At 44.2% G+C, this 20,447-nt stretch carries 19 protein-coding genes and 1 pseudogene; 19 read left to right on the top strand and 1 reads right to left on the bottom strand.

Going from position 1 to position 20,447, the window contains the following annotated elements; genetic code table 11:
• The first annotated feature begins 24 nt into the window (after positions 1-24).
• From MUG84_RS07230 to MUG84_RS27620, 3 genes are read left to right on the top strand one after another with little or no spacing between them, the layout of a single operon-like run.
• Entirely contained in the window at positions 25-804 is a 780-nt protein-coding gene (locus tag MUG84_RS07230; RefSeq protein WP_244722544.1) for a glucose 1-dehydrogenase, read from the top strand.
• A gap of 12 nt (positions 805-816) precedes the next feature.
• Entirely contained in the window at positions 817-1,575 is a 759-nt protein-coding gene (locus MUG84_RS07225; protein WP_425313169.1) for a DUF4432 family protein, read from the top strand.
• 57 nt (positions 1,576-1,632) lie between these two features.
• Positions 1,633-1,863 carry a hypothetical protein gene (locus MUG84_RS27620; RefSeq protein WP_483310665.1) on the top strand — a complete coding sequence of 77 codons (231 nt, stop codon included), beginning with the start codon at positions 1,633-1,635 and terminating at the stop codon, positions 1,861-1,863.
• 250 nt (positions 1,864-2,113) lie between these two features.
• On the opposite strand, the gene MUG84_RS07220 is transcribed toward MUG84_RS27620, so the two are convergent.
• Complete coding sequence (locus MUG84_RS07220; protein WP_244722542.1) at positions 2,114-3,574, bottom strand: HEAT repeat domain-containing protein; 1,461 nt, start codon at positions 3,572-3,574, stop codon at positions 2,114-2,116.
• Between the two features lie 146 nt (positions 3,575-3,720).
• On the opposite strand from MUG84_RS07220, the gene MUG84_RS07215 reads away from it, so the two are divergent.
• From MUG84_RS07215 to MUG84_RS07145, 16 genes and pseudogenes are all read left to right on the top strand, one after another.
• Entirely contained in the window at positions 3,721-4,626 is a 906-nt protein-coding gene (locus MUG84_RS07215) for an AraC family transcriptional regulator (protein ID WP_244722540.1), read from the top strand.
• Between the two features lie 1,054 nt (positions 4,627-5,680).
• Complete coding sequence (locus MUG84_RS07210; RefSeq protein WP_244722537.1) at positions 5,681-5,920, top strand: hypothetical protein; 240 nt, start codon at positions 5,681-5,683, stop codon at positions 5,918-5,920.
• A 9-nt stretch (positions 5,921-5,929) separates the two neighbouring features.
• Positions 5,930-6,001 (top strand): annotated as a pseudogene (locus MUG84_RS27615) (dockerin type I domain-containing protein); the annotation flags it as partial.
• Between the two features lie 71 nt (positions 6,002-6,072).
• Complete coding sequence (locus tag MUG84_RS07205) at positions 6,073-6,315, top strand: hypothetical protein (protein WP_244722534.1); 243 nt, start codon at positions 6,073-6,075, stop codon at positions 6,313-6,315.
• Between the two features lie 56 nt (positions 6,316-6,371).
• Positions 6,372-6,857, top strand: coding sequence for a hypothetical protein (locus MUG84_RS07200; protein WP_244722531.1), 486 nt, complete (start codon positions 6,372-6,374; stop codon positions 6,855-6,857).
• A 277-nt stretch (positions 6,858-7,134) separates the two neighbouring features.
• Complete coding sequence (locus MUG84_RS07195) at positions 7,135-9,501, top strand: helix-turn-helix domain-containing protein (protein ID WP_244722527.1); 2,367 nt, start codon at positions 7,135-7,137, stop codon at positions 9,499-9,501.
• 179 nt (positions 9,502-9,680) lie between these two features.
• The gene (locus tag MUG84_RS07190) at positions 9,681-9,968 is read left to right on the top strand and encodes an MgtC/SapB family protein (protein WP_244722524.1); all 288 of its coding nucleotides are present in this window, start codon (positions 9,681-9,683) and stop codon (positions 9,966-9,968) included.
• A gap of 27 nt (positions 9,969-9,995) precedes the next feature.
• A complete protein-coding gene (locus MUG84_RS07185) occupies positions 9,996-10,313 on the top strand; it encodes an ACT domain-containing protein (protein WP_244722521.1) in 318 nt (105 codons plus the stop codon).
• 125 nt (positions 10,314-10,438) lie between these two features.
• Positions 10,439-11,383 (top strand): ABC transporter permease, encoded by a 945-nt coding sequence (locus MUG84_RS07180; RefSeq protein ID WP_244722519.1) that lies wholly within the window; start codon positions 10,439-10,441, stop codon positions 11,381-11,383.
• A complete protein-coding gene (locus MUG84_RS07175; protein WP_280521205.1) occupies positions 11,377-12,276 on the top strand; it encodes a carbohydrate ABC transporter permease in 900 nt (299 codons plus the stop codon). Before MUG84_RS07180 ends, MUG84_RS07175 begins: the two co-directional genes overlap by 7 nt.
• Positions 12,277-12,313: 37 nt before the next feature.
• On the top strand, positions 12,314-13,915 hold the full coding sequence (locus MUG84_RS07170) for an extracellular solute-binding protein (protein WP_244723357.1): 1,602 nt from the start codon (positions 12,314-12,316) through the stop codon (positions 13,913-13,915).
• Between the two features lie 86 nt (positions 13,916-14,001).
• On the top strand, positions 14,002-14,865 hold the full coding sequence (locus MUG84_RS07165) for a sugar phosphate isomerase/epimerase family protein (RefSeq protein ID WP_244722517.1): 864 nt from the start codon (positions 14,002-14,004) through the stop codon (positions 14,863-14,865).
• A gap of 39 nt (positions 14,866-14,904) precedes the next feature.
• Positions 14,905-16,035 carry a Gfo/Idh/MocA family protein gene (locus MUG84_RS07160; RefSeq protein WP_244722505.1) on the top strand — a complete coding sequence of 377 codons (1,131 nt, stop codon included), beginning with the start codon at positions 14,905-14,907 and terminating at the stop codon, positions 16,033-16,035.
• Positions 16,036-16,132: 97 nt separating this feature from the next.
• Positions 16,133-16,567, top strand: coding sequence for an OmpL47-type beta-barrel domain-containing protein (locus MUG84_RS07155; RefSeq protein ID WP_244722503.1), 435 nt, complete (start codon positions 16,133-16,135; stop codon positions 16,565-16,567).
• Positions 16,568-17,050: 483 nt separating this feature from the next.
• Positions 17,051-18,802, top strand: a complete 1,752-nt coding sequence (locus MUG84_RS07150; RefSeq protein ID WP_244722499.1) for a sensor histidine kinase — start codon at positions 17,051-17,053, stop codon at positions 18,800-18,802.
• Positions 18,768-20,360, top strand: a complete 1,593-nt coding sequence (locus MUG84_RS07145) for a response regulator (protein ID WP_244722496.1) — start codon at positions 18,768-18,770, stop codon at positions 20,358-20,360. The genes MUG84_RS07150 and MUG84_RS07145 overlap by 35 nt, the downstream gene beginning before the upstream one ends.
• Positions 20,361-20,447 lie beyond the last annotated feature (87 nt).

The raw sequence follows: 20,447 nt of genomic DNA, 5'->3' as shown, positions 1-20,447 counted from the left end.
ATCGTTTCCGGGAGGGGGAGCATCATGTTTCAGGATTTAGCTGGAAAAGTGGCAGTCGTTACAGGCGCTTCGCAAGGGATCGGTCGTGGAATTGCGGTTCGTTTTGGACAGGAGAAAATGAAGGTTGTCGTCAATTACGCGCGAAGCGAAGAGCAAGCCTTGCAAACGGTGGAAGAAATAAAGGCTGCCGGCGGAGACGCCATCGCTGTCAAAGCTGATGTTGCCAAAGAAGATGAGGTGATCAACCTTATCCAAACGGCGATCGAGACATTCGGCAGCCTGGACATCCTGGTGAACAACGCTGGCATTCAGACGACGGTGCCTTCTCATGAATTAAGCGTAGACGATTGGCATAAGGTCATGGATACGAATTTGACGGGAGCTTTCGTAGGGTGCAGGGAAGCGATTAAATACATGCTGGCGCATAATATTAAAGGTAACATTCTTAACATATCAAGCGTGCATCAAAAAATACCGAAGCCGTTCCATGCCCACTATGCTTCCAGCAAAGGCGGACTCAGGCTGCTCACGGAAACGCTCGCGCTCGAGTACGCTCCATACGGCATTCGCGTTAATACAATTGCTCCAGGAGCGATTGCAACGCAAATGAACGAGCATATTTTGTCCGATCCAAACCAAAACAAAGACGTACTTTCACTTATTCCTATGAACAAAATCGGCGAAACGAAACATATCGCCTCCGCCGCGGCATGGCTAGCTTCGGACGAAGCGGCCTATGTAACGGGGGTCACCCTGTTCGTAGACGGTGGAATGACGCTCTATCCTTTTTATCTCAAAGGTTAGGAGGAAGGAGACTTGTTTCGTTATAGACCTCAGCGCAATTATGGCTGCAGAATCCATGATCAATATACGTATTTCGGCTTACGTACGGTTGTACTTGAAAATGAGTTGGTTCGTATAACCCTATTAGTAGATAAAGGGACGGAGATAATTGAGTTTCTATACAAATCGAAAGACCTTGATTTCATGTGGCTTACCGAAAATGGCGTGAGTAATCCGCGCGATTATTTGCCGACATCTCCTGATCCGATTTCGACATTTATCGATTATTATTCCGGCGGGTGGCAGGAAGTGTTCCCTAATGGAGGGCCGACAAGTACTTACCTCGGCGCACAGTTTGGTCAGCATGGTGAAGTGGCGCATATGCCTTGGGATTATGAAGTGACACAGGATGTGCCAGAGCGTATTTCTGTCCGTTTTACGGTCAGAACGAAGAAGGTTCCTTTTCAACTGACCAAAACGCTGACACTTGAAAGCGGCTCTTCTACTCTCCTCATTGAAGAACAGTTGGAAAATGGAAGCAATATACCACTCAGGTATATGTGGGGACAGCATATTGCTTATGGTAAGCCGTTTTTGCATCCAGGGTGCACAATTTCCGTGCCGGACAAGGTAACAGTCGTGACCGAGTCTTCGGAATCGTCCGATGCTCCTTCTGGGAGAGTGGTCAGGGGTGCTGTCTACGATTGGCCATATGGTGTAACCGAAGCGGGGCGGACTATTGATCTTTCCGTTCTGCCGGATCGAAACACGCCTTCGGATATCTTCTATTAAAAGGGCTTTGACAGAGAGGCCTGGTATAAAGTCGAGAATTCGACTGTAGGAATGGGAATGAAAGTAGAATGGGACGGAGTGGAAATGCCATATTTGTGGTACTGGCAAGAATTTGGGGCAACCGAAGGGTATCCCTGGTTCGGTCGGCACTATAATATCGGTCTTGAGCCATTTTCCAGCTACCCGACTTTGGGGCTTGAGGAAGCGATACGAAACGGTAGCGCTGCGACGATCGAAGCGGGGGAGAATAAGCGTTTTTGGTTAAAAGCTACGCCATATCAGATTTGAATCTGATTGGGAGGGATTCGGAGTAAGCTATTGCTCAGTCAGCGCTTGCCCGGGCCTCTTTGTGCAGTGACGCTGTAATTTTGACTTCCGGATCGAGAGTTTAGACAACTGAGAGCGCTATCAACAAAAAAAGTGCCTCAAGATTTATTTGAGGGGCACTTTTTTTGTTACATTATGTTACAGAGGTTCAACTATCCTGTCTGTTCAATCAACTGTGAATAATGATATCTACGTACCATTCTCGATTAACTCAGAATGAACTTGCCTTATGTGTATCCGGGCACCATCTTGCCGATCGGAAATATTGGATTATTACTTCGATTGCTTCTTCAGTACGGAGGTGGCCCAAAGCTTCAAAGGCGTAGGCTCGTACATACCGATCCTTACTGGACAGTGCCTTCTTGAGTGCATGGAGAACAATGGCCGGGTCGCCCTCACGACCTGCGCGAAGGAGCGAAAGGCACGCCGTATAACCAATTTTATTGATGATATATTTTTGATTGCTAGCATACTGGTCGGTCGGCACTGCTGCCGCGACAGTCTCATCTTCCAGAGAAGTCTCCAAAGCCTCCGCAAGTGCTGGTACGATCAGATCCGCAGGTTGAACCATCATGCCCAGAGCTTCAATTGCATTACGACGAACCCACTCACTGCCATCTTTGGTTGCAGCGATTAGAGTAGGAACCGCGTCACTCGCATTGCAGCCCAACATCCCCAGTACAAAAGCCGCAAGTGCCCTTCGATTCTCCTCAGGATGACCGAGTGCCTTAATTAATCCGGGAACCGCAGCAGTCCCAGAGCCTTGCAGACCATACGCTGCACGGGTCGAAACCAGATTAGTTCCTTCCTGCAGATGCTTCAGCAGTTCATCCGCTCCCTTATAGCCCATCGTACTGAGGCCATAGGCGGCATTCAGAGCAGAAACCTCCTCATCCTGGAGTAATCGTCCAAGCTCTTGAATGCGTGAATCCTCAGCAACTAAATTTACAACGCTACGAGGTTCCTGCCCGAGTAGCCAGTGCCATACATCAAGCCACAGATCCTCATGCTGAACGGGGACGTCTTGAGGGATAACATAATTCGCATTTGAGTGATTCCATGTTGGGTATTTCGGAGTGCTTAGCCGAACAAATTGAAACTTAAGCATGTAACGGTCCAGCGTAGAGCTATTAATTGACGCCTTATGCCAAAGGTCAAAATGGACCAAAACCATCGTTCCTGCTTTTCCTGTCGGAAGGAGCGTTTCACCCTTATCTCCAAGAAACTTTTCGTAGTACTGTGTGCCGGGCATTATCGCTGTTGGGCCCATTTCTTCCGTAATATCCTGTATATAGTAGAAAATCATCGCCCACCATGGTCTGTGACTTCTCATGGAAGACCAATAACCGTCCTTATGCCAATTGCCACCTCCAGGTACTGGATTGCCCGGCTGATTATAATGGCAATGACGATGAGGATGCATGTGATAGTCCGGGCCAAGCACACTGGTTAAAGCGCCTTTCACTACGGGGGTCTCAAAGAACTGCTCAATCTCTGGCACACGCGGTAAAATATTATTTCCAGGATTACCTTCCGAATGCATGACATAATTGATTTTATTCAACACTTCTTGATGTAACTCTTGTGGCACCTCATTCTGTAGCACAACATAACCTTTCGTAATGAATTGAACTATTTGTTCATCCGATAACAAATGTTTGACATCCAGCATGAGCATTCACTCCTAGATTTGATGTATGTTACAATAAGAATATAGCTTTACATTCCATTCTTGTATTTAGAATTGAATCCGTTTTTTGCACAATCGTCAGGTGTTTTCTTGAAATAGTGATCTATATATCGGGGGTAGTAGTACTCTTGAACTTTGCGCAGTTTCACCCTTATGTTTACTATGCGACGGCTTATCCTTTTTCTAAGAGCCAAACCAGCATTTCTCGAATTTGTTATGCGAGCTCGTTATATCTAATTAGTGAAGGAAAAGGGATTCTTCATACCAATGGACGCAGTTATGAAGCACTCCCCGGCTCGCTATTCTACATCCCATCGGGACAATTGCACGATTGGATCGCTGATGATCATTCTCCGATGGTGCATATCTGCTGCTACTTTGATTGGCACTATATAGACAGACAATCGGTGTTTGAGTTTCCCAGCATCATCTGCTATAATCCCCTGCAGCTGAAGCCTGCTTTAATAGGTCCGAGTTTTCCGTATCCGATTAGCGAATACTCCAAAGTGGAGTCCCTGCGAGTGTGGATTGATTGGTTCCAAAGTTTCTATACATCCAATGAGTTCACGTCAGAAAAAACATTCATGCGCAACATACAGATCCAAAGAAATTTTCAGGGCTTTATCGAATATTTTCTCACATTCGCTCTTCATGAAGACAATGTACCCGACCCTCGAATCTACAAGACGCTTGAACAAATGGAGCATGACATATTGAACGGATGCTTGCACCCGCTCGAGGTCTATTATCATGAATTGCGAATCAGCCGGGGGTATTTCTTCGAAATGTTTAAGAAAGCAACTGGATTCTCTCCTAATCAATATATCCTTCATTTCCGGCTTAGCCGAGCCAAGTACGACTTGCGGTTTTCCCAATTGAGCATTACGGAGATTGCTGAGAAGCATCAATTTTCTACTGTTCATTATTTCTCCAGAATATTTCGTAAATTTGCCGGGCAAAGTCCAAGCGAATTCAGAGATTCTTATGATTCGATCCCTATACAACGTTCCCTGGAAATCAAAATAGAGCCTTAGCGGCTTATCACCTTTAACAAATCCATCGTGCCATCATTTCTTTCTCGAGATCGTTGAAGTCGGAATTGAAGTGTATAGAAATCATATCCAATGAGCTACTTGTTTTGGCCAAGCCACCTTCTTCTTTCGAGCTGCAACCGTTCAATATTCCCAATAGCGCAAAAGCTATCGTCACTTCTGAACTTCCGTTCCGAGCGGGGATTTCGAAAAAATGGGGTTATGCACGACCACCTTCAGCTCAGACGACTTTTTCCGCGAATCGGCGGATTGTATTGTTCACTGGCTCAAGCCTGGCCCGGATGGCAAGCAAACCGTTGAACGGTTTGTACGGCACCATATGGATCGTAGTCATATGTAACACAGCTTAAATTTATAATTGGGAATAGCTTGAGCTAGTACTTTCTCTGCCACCTCAGCAAAATCATGTCTCTTCCAGGTCCATGCAGCTAAGCATGGGCTTATTTTGTATGTTTTTATCATTACGATCGTTCAACTTTACGAAATTTCATTTGTATTTTACACGTATTTAACCCATTAATTACTAATAGATCCTACAATATATTTTAAATATTGAAAGTTTCTAATAAAAATTGAACAAATACAGAGTCGTTAAAAATGCGAAAATCGCTGTTTGAGCCAAAGCTTACCATCCAGAATGAGTTCAAGGTATCATTCGCTTTCAATATTGCAAAGTTGTTTTCCGAAGGGATGTGAGTATATGGGAGGTGTTGCCTACGGATTGAATTAAGCCTAAAAAATCAAAGGTTTCTTCATCGGATTCGAGTGTTTTCATGAAATTACAAAGTACAAGCTAAGATGAAAAACGGTAGAAATGGGGATTAGGTAATGAACTAAAAACGAATCCAAAACATGTTACGTCTAATCGGTTGTTTTGCGTTAGTCATGATGTTGATTTTCAACGCTGCATCTTTCATTTATGTCGTTGAAGCAGCTGATCTGTTACCGCAACAGGCGGCAGCGCTTCGCTGACTGGCAATAGCCGGCGACAGTAACGGTCACAACGGCTGACGGCAACTTTACGTCTTCTGCGATTGTGACAGTAGAGGCAGAACTGACGTTACAGAACATCATCGAAAATGCCCAGGCTAAGTACGATGCAGCAGTGGATGGCAACAAGGACGGTCTGTATGCGGCTGGTTCCAAAGCGCAATTGCAGTCGGCTATCGTTGCAGCGAGTGCGACAGCAAACGATTCGAATGCGACGCCGGAACAGGTGAATCATGCGAAAGCGGTAATTCAACTGTTCGACAAGCAACCAGATCAAGCGGACTGAAATGAAAAAGCTGATGTCAATAATGACGGTAAGGTTGATATTGTAGACCTTGAAATCGTAACCAAAGCGACTCTGCAATAAAATTACTTTGCAAATGTTTGGCTCTTATTTAAAACTATGGAGGTTTTCACTAGTGAAAAGAATTTTATCGTTTGATATTCACGATGTTCTCGACCGGCGCATACGCAGCAACCGATACTGCCGAAGCAAATTCTAAACTTATTGCATCGATTAAATTCGACAATAATTTGAAGGACGATGTAACTCAGCAAGATTTGATAGCAAAAGGGAATTATAGTTTTGTAGAGGGTGTATTACCAGGAACTAAAGCGTTGCACTTGGAAAGCGGCAACGGCAATTATATCAGTACGCCGCAAAGCGTTCTTATAGGGTAAAGATAAAAGGATTTAATTTGATCGGGTTTGACGGAAATATTAACAGCAGTAACACGGTGGGAAAAGCTACAAATTTCCTCAATGAAATTAAAAGTGAACCGGATTATGATCCAACAAAACCGATATTTGCAATGTCTCACTACCCTATTAGCGGAACCGTGTGGGGATCGGCATGGAGCAGCGCTGCAAGTAATAGTTTCGGCAAATTTATTGCCGACAATAATTTTTCACAGGTGTTTTATATGTCAGGTCATACGCAATACGACCCGACCGACGAACGTTCTCTCTATCAAGGTGCGGCTACGTATATGGATTCCGGTGCGGCGTCCTATTCCAGTTATCTTGATGACGGCCCGTACGACGGATATATAGAAGGCAACTATATCAAATATAAAACCACACCTCGCATCGTGAATTTCCTAGAGGTTTACGGTTCGAAAATTATTATCAAACATTATAATTTAAGTACGCATGAATTTGTAGGCACATTTCGGCCGAAATGGATTTGCATGCTCATGAGAGAGCCTCTGTATTGGCTGTGATTGATTATCTATTTGACTTGATGTTTTTATTTTAGAAGAAAAATATTAAGTGGGAAATGCACATGACAGATAATTTTATCTCTATAATTGATATTTAGTGGAATTCCAAATCGAGTTGGTTTGTTGTAGACAGAGGAAAAGTCATGATTTACATTTAATTTAAACAAAAAAACAGAAAAACAATCTATAATTAACGTAAATAAACGTAATTTAACATTGTGGATTTCTTGTCTTTAGAAGCGATTTCATGCAACGATAGAAAGAGTGGGAAGTTGTTATGAGAAAAGTAGCCGGATTTTTCTGCAATCATAAATGGTCAAATCGGTTTTATCATTATTTGTTTTCCTATATCATACTTGTCGTATCCATCCTTATCATTGTCAGTGGTGTCGTATATCAATCGTTTATCACCACACTGAGCAATGAAATCGAAGCCTCCACGTTTTCAACGATGAGCAAGATCAAAGATGAAATGGATACCCGATTAGGCGAAATGAACCGGATGGCCATGCAAATCGCTTCGGATCCTTCATTAACTCCCTTTAGAGTGTCGGAGAATGGGTATTCGTCGTACAAAACTGTGCAGGAATTGAAAAAATACAAATCGACCAACTTGTTCATCCGCGACATCGTCCTCTATTACACTTGTCCCACTTGCACATCCATGTATTCGGCCAGCGGAACGTACGATTCGGACATTTTTTTTCAATACATCTATCATTATCGGGATTGGAGTTTCGAACGGTTCGCCTCTGAGTTGCCCAATATGAATTTTCCGGGTATGCGACCTTTGGAGCCAGTTAAAATTAATGGAAAGCCGGTCAATATGTCTACTTACCTTTATCCAATCTCAACCAATTCGGCCAAGCCATATGGTGCCGTCATGTTTTTAATTGACGAAAAAACTGTAAACCAATTGATTCAAAATGTACTTGGGAACAATCGCGGGTTTGTGTTTATCAATAATGGGCGAGATATTATTGCGCATCATTCGAGCGGCGAAAGCGAGCAAAATGCCGAATTTGTCAAGCAATGGGTCGCTTCCGAGCCGGCAGCGGTTCCCGTCAGCGAAGTGAAGATCCAGCGCCGACACTATACCGTCATCAATGTGAAATCCGAGTTCAACGGCTGGTCCTACATTACCGTTATTCCGAGTGAACTGGTGATGAATAAAGTCGATCAAAGCCGCAAACTATTTTCCTGGACGATAATTGCAGTATTTGTGCTAGGCATATTGATGGCCGTCATTTTCGCGGAAAGAAACTACAGGCCTTTCCGAAAGCTGATAGCGTCCATTAGCAGCGGTAAGCGTGTACCGTCCTTGACCGTATCGAGAACAGCGGATGAAATCGACATCATATCCGACTACGTATCCGAGATGAATAAAGAGTGCGACGGGTTACTCAGCAAGCTGCAAAGCCAGGCGAGCATCGTAAAAGAGCAGTCACTGCTCAAGATCGTAAAGGGCAGCGCCAAAGAAACGGAACAGCAGGAGACGATGACCGCCATCTCGAGCTTGCAGCTGGATCGATCGCATTTTGTCGTGCTTTTGTTTATAATCGATAATTACAACCAATTCATTCGGGAATACACCCAATCGATGCAGGGCATCTTGAAATACAGCCTCATCAAGATGACTGAAGAGTCGGCCTCGGAGCTTGGGAATGGGTACGGCGTGGAATTGACGGACAATCGGGGAATCGTCATGCTGTTGAATATGAACGAAGAAGCAGCCAAGCTTGATCGTATTTCTGGCTTGGTCGACAAAGTAAAGCGGGTATTTAGCCAGGATTTCCATTTGACGCTGACTGTTGGAGTCGGAGATATTTGCACCAATATTTCGATGATCCCACAATCTTTCTTTCAGGCAAACCAGGCGACTCGGTATCGGTTTATTCGGGGACAAAACCAGATCATTTGCCATCGTGAGCTGCAAAACGCCAAGAAGCACGAGAACTGGTATCCTCTTGAGTTGGAAACTCAGATGCTGAAGGCGATCAAGCAAGGGAACAGCGGAGAGGTACAGAAGCTCATCAAAGAAACGATGGACAATATCGCTATCCGGCAGATGTCATTAGAGGCGGTGGAGTTTGTATGTTTCGACATTGTCAATACAATGATGAAAGCCCTCATGGAACTGAATATTGAAACCGAAAAAGGAATCGAGCAAATGGTGGAAGAACTGTATATTCCACGTTTCGAAACGATGGAAGAACTGGAAAGCTTCATTGTCGATTTTTGCTGTAAAGTATGCGATCACATCGTGCTTCAGAAGGAAAGCAAAAATTTCGTGCTACTCGCTAACATACAAGCTTATATTAACGACAATTTCAAGGACAATACACTCGATCTAAATCGGATTGCCGAAACATTCGAAATATCCGCTTCCTACACAACCCGATTTTTTAAAGATCATACTAGCTATTCGATCATGCGCTATATCGATCAACTCCGAATGGACGTCGCCAAACAAATGATCGCCACCACCGAGCTTACATTAAAAGAAATCATGTCTGAATCAGGATACAACGATGCCAACAATTTCATCAGGAAGTTCAAAAAAGCCGAGGGCGTTACGCCGATGGAATATAGGAAGATCATCCAAGGAAGTCCGCATGTTTTGGAAGCCAATATTGTAATGTGATCGATGATCGGACTTCTTATAGGTACTATTCAGAGGGGCTGGAGAAATCCAGCCCTATTTCCGTTTTGCTTTTCGTGTTTGTAAAAAGAAGCCGATGGACGAAAATACTGCCGGTGGCAGCATTCGGCTGAAAGGTTACTATAGACACATTACACGTTTTTTTTGGAGGGAGGGGAAGTATGGCGAGCGCAGTTTCGAATATTTGGCATTTGTCTCACAGGGAATTGCTTGTTCATATGATCTTCGCGGCTCTGCTAGGCGGATTGATCGGAGCGGGGGCGATATTGCGTAAAGGCTCTGTTATTACCGGACTGACGACTGGGGCTTCGGTTTGGGTTGTAGCGTCAATTGGGCTTTGCGTCGGCGCCGGATTTTTATTTGTCGCCTTTTTATACACGTTTTTTGTCATAGTCAGCCTGTACATGCTCAACAAATGGGAAAAGTATCTGATGCGCCATCATAAATAATTCGAGGTCAAATTTTTCGTTGCCGACATGCCTGGCGCTCTTGGGGCTATTGCGTCCGTTTTCGGCGAATATGGCATCGAGATTGCGAATGTGAAGATGGTGCCGAACGAAAGCGCGTCTGACACCATCGATAAGCCAACGATGCAAATCAGCTTTATGCTGAAAAATCTTAATGAAGAAAACTTGATCCGGGCTCTCGAGCGAACGGCAACTCTGGACGTTGTGCTCTGGAACGGAAACCAACCAGGTATCGTTAGCGAAAATGGACAGGACAAACCCGGCTTTGTCGTCCGAAAGTCGGCTACATGCCTGATTTTGCTGGCGATTCATCCTTGTACGAGGTGAATGTAAAATTAAGATGATCGAAGAAAGTACTGGCGATGGCAGAAATTCGGATCATCGGTTACTGTTGATGACAGGAACGTTCCAAAAATAAATATAAAAAAACAGTGGGAAGGTGTTTGCGTATCATGGGTGCTTTATCTGCAACTGAGATTCGGCAGCTAAACAAACGCAGTGTATGGAAATCCTTTTTAAAAAACTGGCGTTTATATGTAATGCTCGCCCCGGTCATAGTTTATTTGCTCGTTTTCCATTATTGGCCGATGTATGGGATCCAACTTGCATTCAAAGATTTTTTTGCGACAAAAGGAATTACCGGAAGCCCCTGGGTAGGCTTCAAGCACTTCCAGCGTTTTTTCGACAGCTATTATTTCTGGAGGCTCTTAAAAAACACGTTGGGCATCGGTTTATATGAGCTAGTGGTCGGCTTTCCGGTTCCGATCATGCTGGCGCTTATGATCAATGAAGTACGGCATAATTTTTACAAGCGGTTTATCCAAACGGTCACGTATATGCCGCACTTCTTGTCGACTGTCGTCCTGGCCGGGATGATTATGATATTCTTGGACCCCAATACCGGGATCGTCAGTCTGTTTATCAAGCTACTTGGCGGAACACCGCAAAGCTTTTTAACGGAACCCGCATGGTTTAAGACAGTTTTCGTTTTGTCGGGCGTTTGGCAGCAAATGGGGTGGAGCTCGATCATTTATTTGGCTGCTCTTAGCGGGATCGATCCACAATTGCATGAAGCGGCCAGGGTCGATGGAGCCTCCAGGTTGCAAAGGATTTGGCACATCAACATACCCGGCATCATGCCGACGATTGTCATTCTTCTCATCTTGAAGGCTGGTTCGATTCTCGGAGTAGGTTTCGAAAAAGTGTTTTTGCTTCAAAATGATTTAAATTTGCAAAGCTCAGATGTCATCTCCACGTTCGTTTATCGCAGCGGAATTCAGCAAGCCCAATACAGTTTCGCGATAGCCGTAGACTTGTTTAATTCCGTCATCAATCTGATTCTGCTGGTTACGGTCAACTTTATTGCCAGAAAAGCAGGAGGGTCAAGTTTATGGTAAAAGGAGGAGGGATATCGCAGCAAACAAGAGGAGACCGCGCATTCGATTGGATAAACTACGCACTGCTTGCTATCGTACTTCTCATAGTCTTGTACCCGCTTGTGTTCGTTCTTAGCGCCTCAATCAGCAATCCGCAGGCGGTAAATAGCGGGCAAATGTGGCTGCTACCGAAGGATATCACGTTCCTCGGCTATGAGAAAGTGTTTCAGAACAATGAAATATTAACCGGCTATCTCAACACCATTATGTACACAATACTTGGTACATCAATTAACCTCGTGATGACGATTCTTGCAGCATATCCGTTATCGCGAAGAGATTTGGTCGGAAGAAATGTCGTCATGGCGCTGTTCGTCGTTACGATGTTCTTCAGCGGCGGACTAATTCCTAGTTACTTGCTGGTAAAAAACCTCGGTATGCTGAATACGGTATGGGCGTTGATCATTCCCGGCGCAGTTTCCTTTTGGAACATTATTATCATGCGAACCTTTTTTCAGCAAAGTATTCCTAACGAGATTCAAGAAGCAGCGGCGATCGACGGCACGACCGATTTTCAATTGCTGTTGAAGATTATCCTACCGTTGTCTATGCCGATCCTTGCTGTCATGACGTTGTTTTACAGTGTAGGGCACTGGAACTCGTATTTCAACGCACTCATATATTTAACAGATCAAAATAAGTTCCCACTTCAATTAGTGTTAAGATCCATTTTGGTGCAGAATACGATGTCGGAAATGGCGGGAAGCTCGACATCGATGACCGATCAGGTTTTATTGACGCAAACGATCAAATATTCGGTTATAGTTGTAGCTAACCTGCCTGTTCTGATGCTTTATCCGTTTTTGCAAAAATATTTTACCAAAGGCGTCATGATCGGCGCTATCAAAGGGTAAATGCATGTAACCATTCGAGGGGGGTTTTTCTGTGAAAATGAAAAAATGGATTGCTTTATCGACGGTAACAATTATGGTCTTCTCGATATTAACTGCTTGCAGCGGAAGTGGAAACGGAAGCAGCGAAAAAACACCAGATGTGAAACAGACGGCGACCAATTCCAATCTGACAGCATCAGGGTTGCCTATTGTCAATACCCCGATCACAATCAAAATGTTTGGGACGAAGCGGTTCGACTCGCAAAACTATAACGACATCAAGATATGGAACGAATATAAGAAAATGACGAATATCACCGTGGAATGGACCGATGTTCCTAGTGCTCAATCTGACGAGAAAAGGAATATTGTTCTGGCAAGCGGCGAATATCCGGATGCGTTTTTTGGAAGCGGCTTTAATGTGTCAGATTTGCAGAAATACGGGCAACAGGGTGTTTTCATCAAGCTCAACGACTTGATCAACAAGCATGCGCCTAATATTAAAAAACTTATTGATGAAAACCCCGACATCAAGAAAGCAATCACAATGCCTGACGGGAATATTTATTCGCTTCCAACTATTAACGATCCGTCGTTTAAAGCCTTGCGTTCGGGGACTTTTCTGTGGTACAAAAAGGAATTGATTGATCAGTTAGGCATGACGGTGCCCAAAACAACGGATGAGCTGTATAGCTTCCTCAAGCAAGTCAAGGAAAAGGACCCGAACATGATCCCGTTTGGCGGTTACGGAATTAGCCCGGTAATATCCCAACTACAAGGTGCATGGGGACTTGGCAACCGAGGGAAAGGGAACCCTTACGTTGATGTGGATCCGAAAACGGAATCATTGCGGTTTATTCCAGCCTCCACGGAATATAAAGAGATGCTGCAGTATGTAACCAAGCTTTACAGCGAAGGACTGCTGGAAAAGGAAACATTCTCGGCAAACGGGGACCAAATGAGAGCCATCGGAACGCAAGGGAAGTACGCGCTTTATCCCGGCTATTTCCCGGAAATATCGTTGAATCAAAAAGGATATGTCAGTGGTGAGTCTTTGAAAGGCCCTAACGGAGATCAATTATATGCAAATGTACGACCATTGGCTATGGCGATCGGACAATTTGTCATTACCAGCAGCAATAAAAACCCGGAAGCCACGATGAGATGGATCGATTATTTGTACAGCGATGAGGGCTCCAAAATGTTCTTCATGGGCTTCGAAAATGTTACTTACACCAAAACTGCCGATGGTCAATTACAGTATACGGACGAAATTGTACACAACCCGAAAGGGTTGACGCAAGACCAGGCAATCGGTCAATACTTGGCATGGCCTGGCGGCAGTTATGCTGGCATTGTCAAGCAGCAGTTTTTTAAAGGACCGGAAGGGTTACCTGCCTCCATCGAAGCTATCAAGAAAGTAGAGTCCAACTTTCCTAAAGAAATTTGGCCGTCATTTACTTTCACAACTGAGGAATCGGACAAAATGTCTGCATTGCAAACGGATATCGGTACCTATGTGAATGAAATGCGTGCCAAATTCATTACAGGAAACGTGCCGTTCTCAGACTGGGACAAGTATACGGCAACTTTGCAGAAAATGGGCCTTGACGACTATATGAAAATTTACGAAGCCGCTTATGACCGATATAAGAAATAATAGACTTTTGATTTCAGCCCCCCTCTGCCTTCTGTAAGGGGATCGTTTTCTCAAACTAATAAAATTCCGATAGGAGATTTTCCGTCATGCAAGTGTCGACATCCTTAAACGTCTTTAATAATTCATTTTCGCGAATGGAAGCCCTTCGAAGATGTGCTGCAGCCGGTTTTCAAGCATTGGACATGAATTACTGGGATTTGCAGGAGCAAATGCTGGAAATCGGTTGGAGCGAGGAAGAAACGTGGGCGAAGGAAATACGCGCATACGCCGATCAACTGGGGGTTCGATTCACACAGATGCATGGGCCTGTTCACGGCGGGGCATTTAAGAACCTCGTGCCTGGCTTGACGCTGGATTCGTTTATCGGCCTTGCGGAGAGATCGCTTCGGACGGCTGCCATTCTGGGCATTCCCTGGGTCGTCTTTCACCCAACCGATATCGCGAAAGACGGGGTAGAAACGTACCATCAGATATTGGAATTCAATGTTAGCTTCTATCGCCGCTTGATCCCGGTGCTTGAAGAAACAGGTGTAGGCATCGCACTTGAAAATGGGTGCTACTACCCGGGTTTCAACCGCTGCTTTACGATTGCAGAGGAGCTCATCCAGTTGGTCGATGCTCTCGGTCACCGGCTGATCGGTGCATGTTGGGATACCGGTCATGCTAATGTGCAAATGATCGATCAAGCAAATGCATTCAGAATGCTCAGAAGCCGTTTGAAGGCGCTGCATATCCACGACAACGACGGTACAAAAGATCTGCATCTCCTTCCGTATCAAGGCACAATTGATTGGGCTAGGCTAGTGGGCGCTCTCAAGGAAATCCAATATAGCGGCGATTTTACGTATGAAGCGCATAACGGCGTAAATAAGCTGCCAGACGGGATAAGGGATGCCGGCCTGAAATTCGCGCTGGAGCTGGGGAAATACGTAATCGCCGATAATGATTAATTGCGTTACATATCGAGGATAAAAGAGGAGGCTGCCGTCTTGAGAATCGGAGTTATCGGATACGGAAACCGGATTAGCGGCGTTATTAAACACGTGCAAAAACAACGTTCGGACTGCCATGTGGCGGCCGTCGTAGATGTAAATCCGGAAAAAAAACAAAAGGCTGTGCAGGATAACGGGGACGTAAGGACGTTTGAAACGCCTGAGGACATGCTGAATGGGATGCAGTTGGACGGCATTATGATCGGAACACGCTGTTCGCTCCACACGCCTATGGCGCTCAAAGTACTGTCCAGCGGTCTTCCGCTATTCCTGGAAAAGCCGGTAGCAACGACTCTCGAAGATGCACATCACTTGAAGGAAGGCTATGAGACTTCGGGCAACCGCAAGGTGGTCGTTTCGTTCCCGTTGCGCGTCACGTCAATCGTCCAATTGGTGAAGGAAATCGTCGATTCCGGGAAAATCGGCACGGTAGAGCATGTTCAAGCCGTTAACAACGTGCCTTATGGGTATGTGTACTACCAAGGGTGGTATCGTGACGAGAACGAAGCGGGCGGCTTGTTCCTGCAAAAAGCGACGCACGACTTCGATTACATCAATCACGTCCTGGGCACGAAACCGGAAAGTGTCGCCGCAATGACATCGAAACAAATTTTCAAAGGGAATAAGCCCGCCGGACTGAAGTGCATCAATTGTGACGAGAACCGGAGGTGTCCCGAAAGCAAGGCGTTTGGGAAGGACGGCTCGAAGAATGAACATGCGTATTGTTCCTTCGCGGAAGATACGGGTAACGAAGACTCCGGCAGCGCACTGGTTCGGTATGAGTCAGGGATGCACGTCTCCTATTCGCAAAACTTTTTTGCGCGGAAAAAGGCGGGTGCCCGCGGCGCGCGTTTCCTCGGCTATAAAGGGACAGTCGAATTCGATTTCTACACAGGGCAGATAAAAGTGTTTATGCACCATTCGAACCTCGTCGAAACGTATGAAATCAGCGAAGACGGCAATCATTTTGGCGGGGATGCCGTGCTTGCGAAAAATTTCATCGAGCTGATGCAGGGCAGCACGGATTCGGTGTCGACGCTTGACGACGGCCTGCAGAGCGCGCTCCTGTGCTTGAAAGCGAAGCAATCGGCGATAACTGGAACGTTTCAGCAAGTTGCTTGGGACTAGAAGAGGAAACACAAGGGCTATTATTTCAACAAAGTAAGATTTGCCGCTTAAAGTGGCAAATCTTACTTTGTGATACGGATTAAGAAATGTTCTCGACGTGTGTGCAAGCGCTATCGATAACGAATCGGGTGTAGCCAATACCTACTACACAGTAGACGATGGCGCTGAGCAAACGGGAACTACTGTCGTATTGTCAGATGAAGGAGATCACAAGCTTGTCTATTGGAGTGTAGACAGAGCAGGCAACGTGGAGGAGCGACGTACGGCAGCCATTATGATCGACAAGACGGCGCCGGCGATTGTGGTATCCGTACCGGAAGACGGCAGTATTTATGAAGATTCCGGGGATTTGACGCCTCAGATTACAATGACCGATAACTTGTCAGGTGTCGACAACGGCAAGACGACGGTGACGCTCGATACGAATTCTTACCGATTTGGAACGGCGATTCCGCTTTATACGTTGCCGCTTGGTCAGCATTCACTCGTTGTATCTTCCAGCGACTTGGCCGGCAAGTGGGCCAGCTCATGATACTATGCCTATTGCTTCCCCTCTTGATATGGCTGCGAAAGTTCCCATGGTATCGTAAAATGATGATCTCAACGTCTTGCCTTATTTTTGTACTGGCATTTTATTGGTTGATACAAAGATTGCAATGAGGTTCGATGGGAGTGCGGCGACACCGAGATTCAGATCTTTATAATAAACCTCCAATATGTTACTGCAAGAGGACTTAGGACAATCCCAAGTCTTCGTATAGTGGTAATGTAAAGGGGGCTTTTTTTGTTAAAGTCATTATTTAATTTATACTAGCGAGCAGAATAATGGGATAAAGAGGGGTTATAACTCAGCTCGTAGAATATTACTATCTATGCAAAAACATAATGACAACAGGCTGCCGGCATAATCGGCAGCCTGTTCGGCTAAAGGGCAGAATATCGTGATCATAGCTTAAATGATGAACAGTTGGGAGTGAAGTGTCTGTTTAATTTCTTCAAGAAGTTGAACCATTCCTTGTTTGCTAAAGTTTTTATAGCCGTTATCGTTATACAATCCTCCCTAATTCTGATTGGCGGTCAACTTAACATTATACGCGTCGATCAATTCATAAAGGAACGCGAATATGGATATGCTCAAGCTGAGATTCTTGACGTTCAAGATGCATATAACCATAAATTAAAGCAAATACGTTCGAATGTATTCTCCTTGTTCTTCGAATCCAATCAGAGCGAATCCATCCTTGAGAAGATCAAGAATTATAAAGGAACAACTCAGGTGGACGACTTAAGGCATAAAGCGGAGATCGAGCAGTTCCTGCAATCGATGGCTTACACGGACGAGAGTATCGACTCGATACTGTTTATTAGGAATAAAGATGAGGAGAGATTTGCGTTCGTTAGGTATTTCGATCCGAGTCTTCTACCCGAATTTGATTCCATGATTTCATTAGATACCAACGAGTACGTAAAAGTATATCCGGCCGGGAATTCAAATAAGAACATGAATTCGAATAAAAATGACTTGGTTTTTGCTCTGAAAGTGAAGGATCCCAATGCGCTTGTCGAGAGCCAATCGGTCGGTTACTTAATAATAAGCGTGGATACCGATTTCCTGCAAAAAGCCGGATCTCATCTCCGAACGGATTCATTAATCGAATTAAAGAATGCTAACGGTACGATAAGAATGTCAGGAAGTACAATTCCAACGGATGCCTATCGGGCAAATATCGATGATGATAAGCTCGACTCTACGAATTATTTCGTTACGAAAGTCCAGAATTCCGCTGATGACATGGTGTTTAAGATGTTTATTTCTAAGAAAAAACTGAGCGAAAATATACTCGCCATGAAGAAGAACCAATGGATCACGCTCTCAGCCATTATGTTCTTGAACGTCTTCGTAGCCTTCTATATCTCCAGAGGATTATCCAAGCGAGTCCAAACCTTAAGCCGGAATATGCGGAAATACACTCCGGGCGAATTCGTCTATCCGATTCCGATACATAAAAACGATGAATTCACAATTTTGGAAGACACGTATAATCAGTTGATCTCCAAGTTATCGGAATTTATTCAACAGGAGTACGTTCTTGAGATTAAATCAAAGGAAGCGGAATTACAGCTGTTACATTCTCAGGTTAACCCTCACTTCTTGTCCAATATGTTGGAAATCCTTCGCATGCAGGCTATCAAAGAAAATAATGTGAATCTATCTGAGACCATTTATCAGTTGAGTGAAATTTTTAGATGGAATATCAGAAATAAAGAAACGGTCGTAACATTATACGAAGAGCTTTATTACGTCGAATATTACTTAAAGCTCCAACAATTCAGGTATCCCAAAGCACGATTTAATATCGAGTTTCCAGATCATTACCAAAACGAACGAATGGCCAAGTTTTCGATTCAACCGATCGTTGAGAATATTTTCAAGCATGCCATGAATAAAGGGAAAAATATCGACATTCGAATCATCGTAACGGAAGTTCAGGACAAGCTCCAAGTAAAGGTAACAGATAACGGAAAAGGAATCATGCCGGAAGATTTAAAACGACTACGAGCCAATCTTCAAATGACACTGTTCGAATCAAAAGAATCGACTTCCGTTGGAATCATGAATGTGCATTCGAGGCTGCGGTTAATATTCGGCATAAACTACGGGTTGGATATTGAGAGTAAGATAGGAGAAGGCACAGAAGTTACACTTTATATACCGAAACTTGAGGTGACACATGAGTTCAATTACGAGAAAAGTCATTATTGTTGACGACGAGCCGCTTATTCGAGAGGGATTGTTCGCCATGGTTGATTGGGAAAGCTTGGGTTTCGAAGTGGCCGGATTGTTCGAAGACGGTGAAGATGCATGGGAATTCCTGCAGTCGAATAAACAAATCGACGTCGTCATCACCGATATTCAGATGGACGTATGTACGGGATTAGGGTTGTTAAAGAGGATTAGAGACGCCGATTATAGAACGAGAGTTCTGATCATTAGCGGATATGACGAATTCAGATATCTTCGTGAAGCTATGATCAGGGGGATTGATAATTATTTATTGAAGCCGATTAACAAAGAGGAATTGATACGTTCTCTACAACAAATCCATGAAAGCCTTTTCATTGAATATCGTAAATCTCGCGAATTGTTCGAAGGAACTTTACTCATGAAGAATAATATTTTGAATCAAATTGTCATGAACAACTACTCGATTCGAGACGTTCACGAGAAATGCGGGATGCTGAACATCGATCTAGAAGATAGCGGGTTCCAAGTCGTCGTCATGGACACGATAACCCGGCAGAGGAAAGTTCCGTTGCTGGAAGAAAGGCAGTTAAGTGAGTTTGCCATACGCAACGTTGCCCAGGAAGCAATTGCTAGAGATGAGAGAGTATACGTTTTCGGGAATCAACAAAGTCAAATCATTTTATTATTCACCGGTATAAATCACAATAACCAAGCCGCGATAAGTAAGCGAATGGAAGAGATGATCGCGCTCATTCAAAAGGTACTCAAGATTCAAGTGGTCGCCTTTTTAGGCAAACCCTGCACAGCTTGGAGAGACATCTATTTGTCCTATCAAAGCGCGATGGAATTATACGACTATCGATATTTCGTCGATACCGCATCTGTCATTGATTATTCGAAGCAGAATAGGGAAAAGAAAAAGGAAACCGTCTCCAAAGAGCTAGGCTTCATCCATATGAATCTATTAATGGAAAATCATGATTACGAGGCCATTCTGAAGGAATTGGAATCAACAGGCAAGAAACTGCAAGAAATTCAGATGCCAGATCTTCACATCGTCCGGACGGTATTTATCGATTTCGCCTTATTTTGTATGAGCCACTTAAGGCAGATGGAGTTCGAGATTCTCGAGCATGCAAGCCACTTTCCAAAGTCCGTCGATGCACTCTTTCAAGCCGATTCTAAGGAAAAATTGTACGAGCATTTCAAACAACTAGCCCAAACGTTACTTCAAACGCTGCAGAGGCTGAAAATGAACCGAAACACGAATATCGTGGAAAAAGTGGTTAAATTCATTGATTCCCATTTTATGGATGGTTTGACCTTGCAGCAATTATCACAGCAATTTCATATTTCGGCCCCTTATCTCGGAAAACGGTTGAAAATCGAATTGGGCCAGCAATTCAACGAATATTTACATCATGTCAGAATTAGCAAAGCGAAGAACCTATTATTGATTTCCGATGAAAGCGTAAAGGATATAGCTGAGAAAGTCGGGTATGCCGAACCGAACTATTTTTACAGCCAATTTAAAAGAATTACAGGAAAATCACCGATGGAATTTAAGAAAGGTAATTAGGAACTGCATTATTTATTATAGTCGAACGTTAATTCCTGTACTTTTTGTGGCTCGCGGCCCTTTTTATAATTATTAATGTAGTCACAA

Origin of the sequence: Paenibacillus mangrovi (assembly GCF_022898935.1) — a bacterium.
In the GTDB taxonomy this organism is placed as follows: Bacteria; Bacillota; Bacilli; order Paenibacillales; family Paenibacillaceae; genus Paenibacillus_AQ; species Paenibacillus_AQ mangrovi.
Note: the sequence above shows the minus strand (reverse complement) of the source record. Positions and strands in the feature narration are given on the sequence as shown.

Bases quoted from the DNA above. Each gene is read 5' to 3' on its own strand.
- MUG84_RS27620 (WP_483310665.1), top strand. From the start codon at position 1,633: ATGAAAGTAGAATGGGACGGAGTGGAAATGCCATATTTGTGGTACTGG.
- MUG84_RS07185 (WP_244722521.1), top strand. From the start codon at position 9,996: ATGCCTGGCGCTCTTGGGGCTATTGCGTCCGTTTTCGGCGAATATGGC.
- MUG84_RS07220 (WP_244722542.1), bottom strand. From the start codon at position 3,574: ATGCTGGATGTCAAACATTTGTTATCGGATGAACAAATAGTTCAATTC.
- MUG84_RS07175 (WP_280521205.1), top strand. From the start codon at position 11,377: ATGGTAAAAGGAGGAGGGATATCGCAGCAAACAAGAGGAGACCGCGCA.
- MUG84_RS07180 (WP_244722519.1), top strand. From the start codon at position 10,439: ATGGGTGCTTTATCTGCAACTGAGATTCGGCAGCTAAACAAACGCAGT.
- MUG84_RS07170 (WP_244723357.1), top strand. From the start codon at position 12,314: ATGAAAAAATGGATTGCTTTATCGACGGTAACAATTATGGTCTTCTCG.
- MUG84_RS07195 (WP_244722527.1), top strand. From the start codon at position 7,135: ATGAGAAAAGTAGCCGGATTTTTCTGCAATCATAAATGGTCAAATCGG.
- MUG84_RS07165 (WP_244722517.1), top strand. From the start codon at position 14,002: ATGCAAGTGTCGACATCCTTAAACGTCTTTAATAATTCATTTTCGCGA.
- MUG84_RS07190 (WP_244722524.1), top strand. From the start codon at position 9,681: ATGGCGAGCGCAGTTTCGAATATTTGGCATTTGTCTCACAGGGAATTG.
- MUG84_RS07145 (WP_244722496.1), top strand. From the start codon at position 18,768: ATGAGTTCAATTACGAGAAAAGTCATTATTGTTGACGACGAGCCGCTT.
- MUG84_RS07230 (WP_244722544.1), top strand. From the start codon at position 25: ATGTTTCAGGATTTAGCTGGAAAAGTGGCAGTCGTTACAGGCGCTTCG.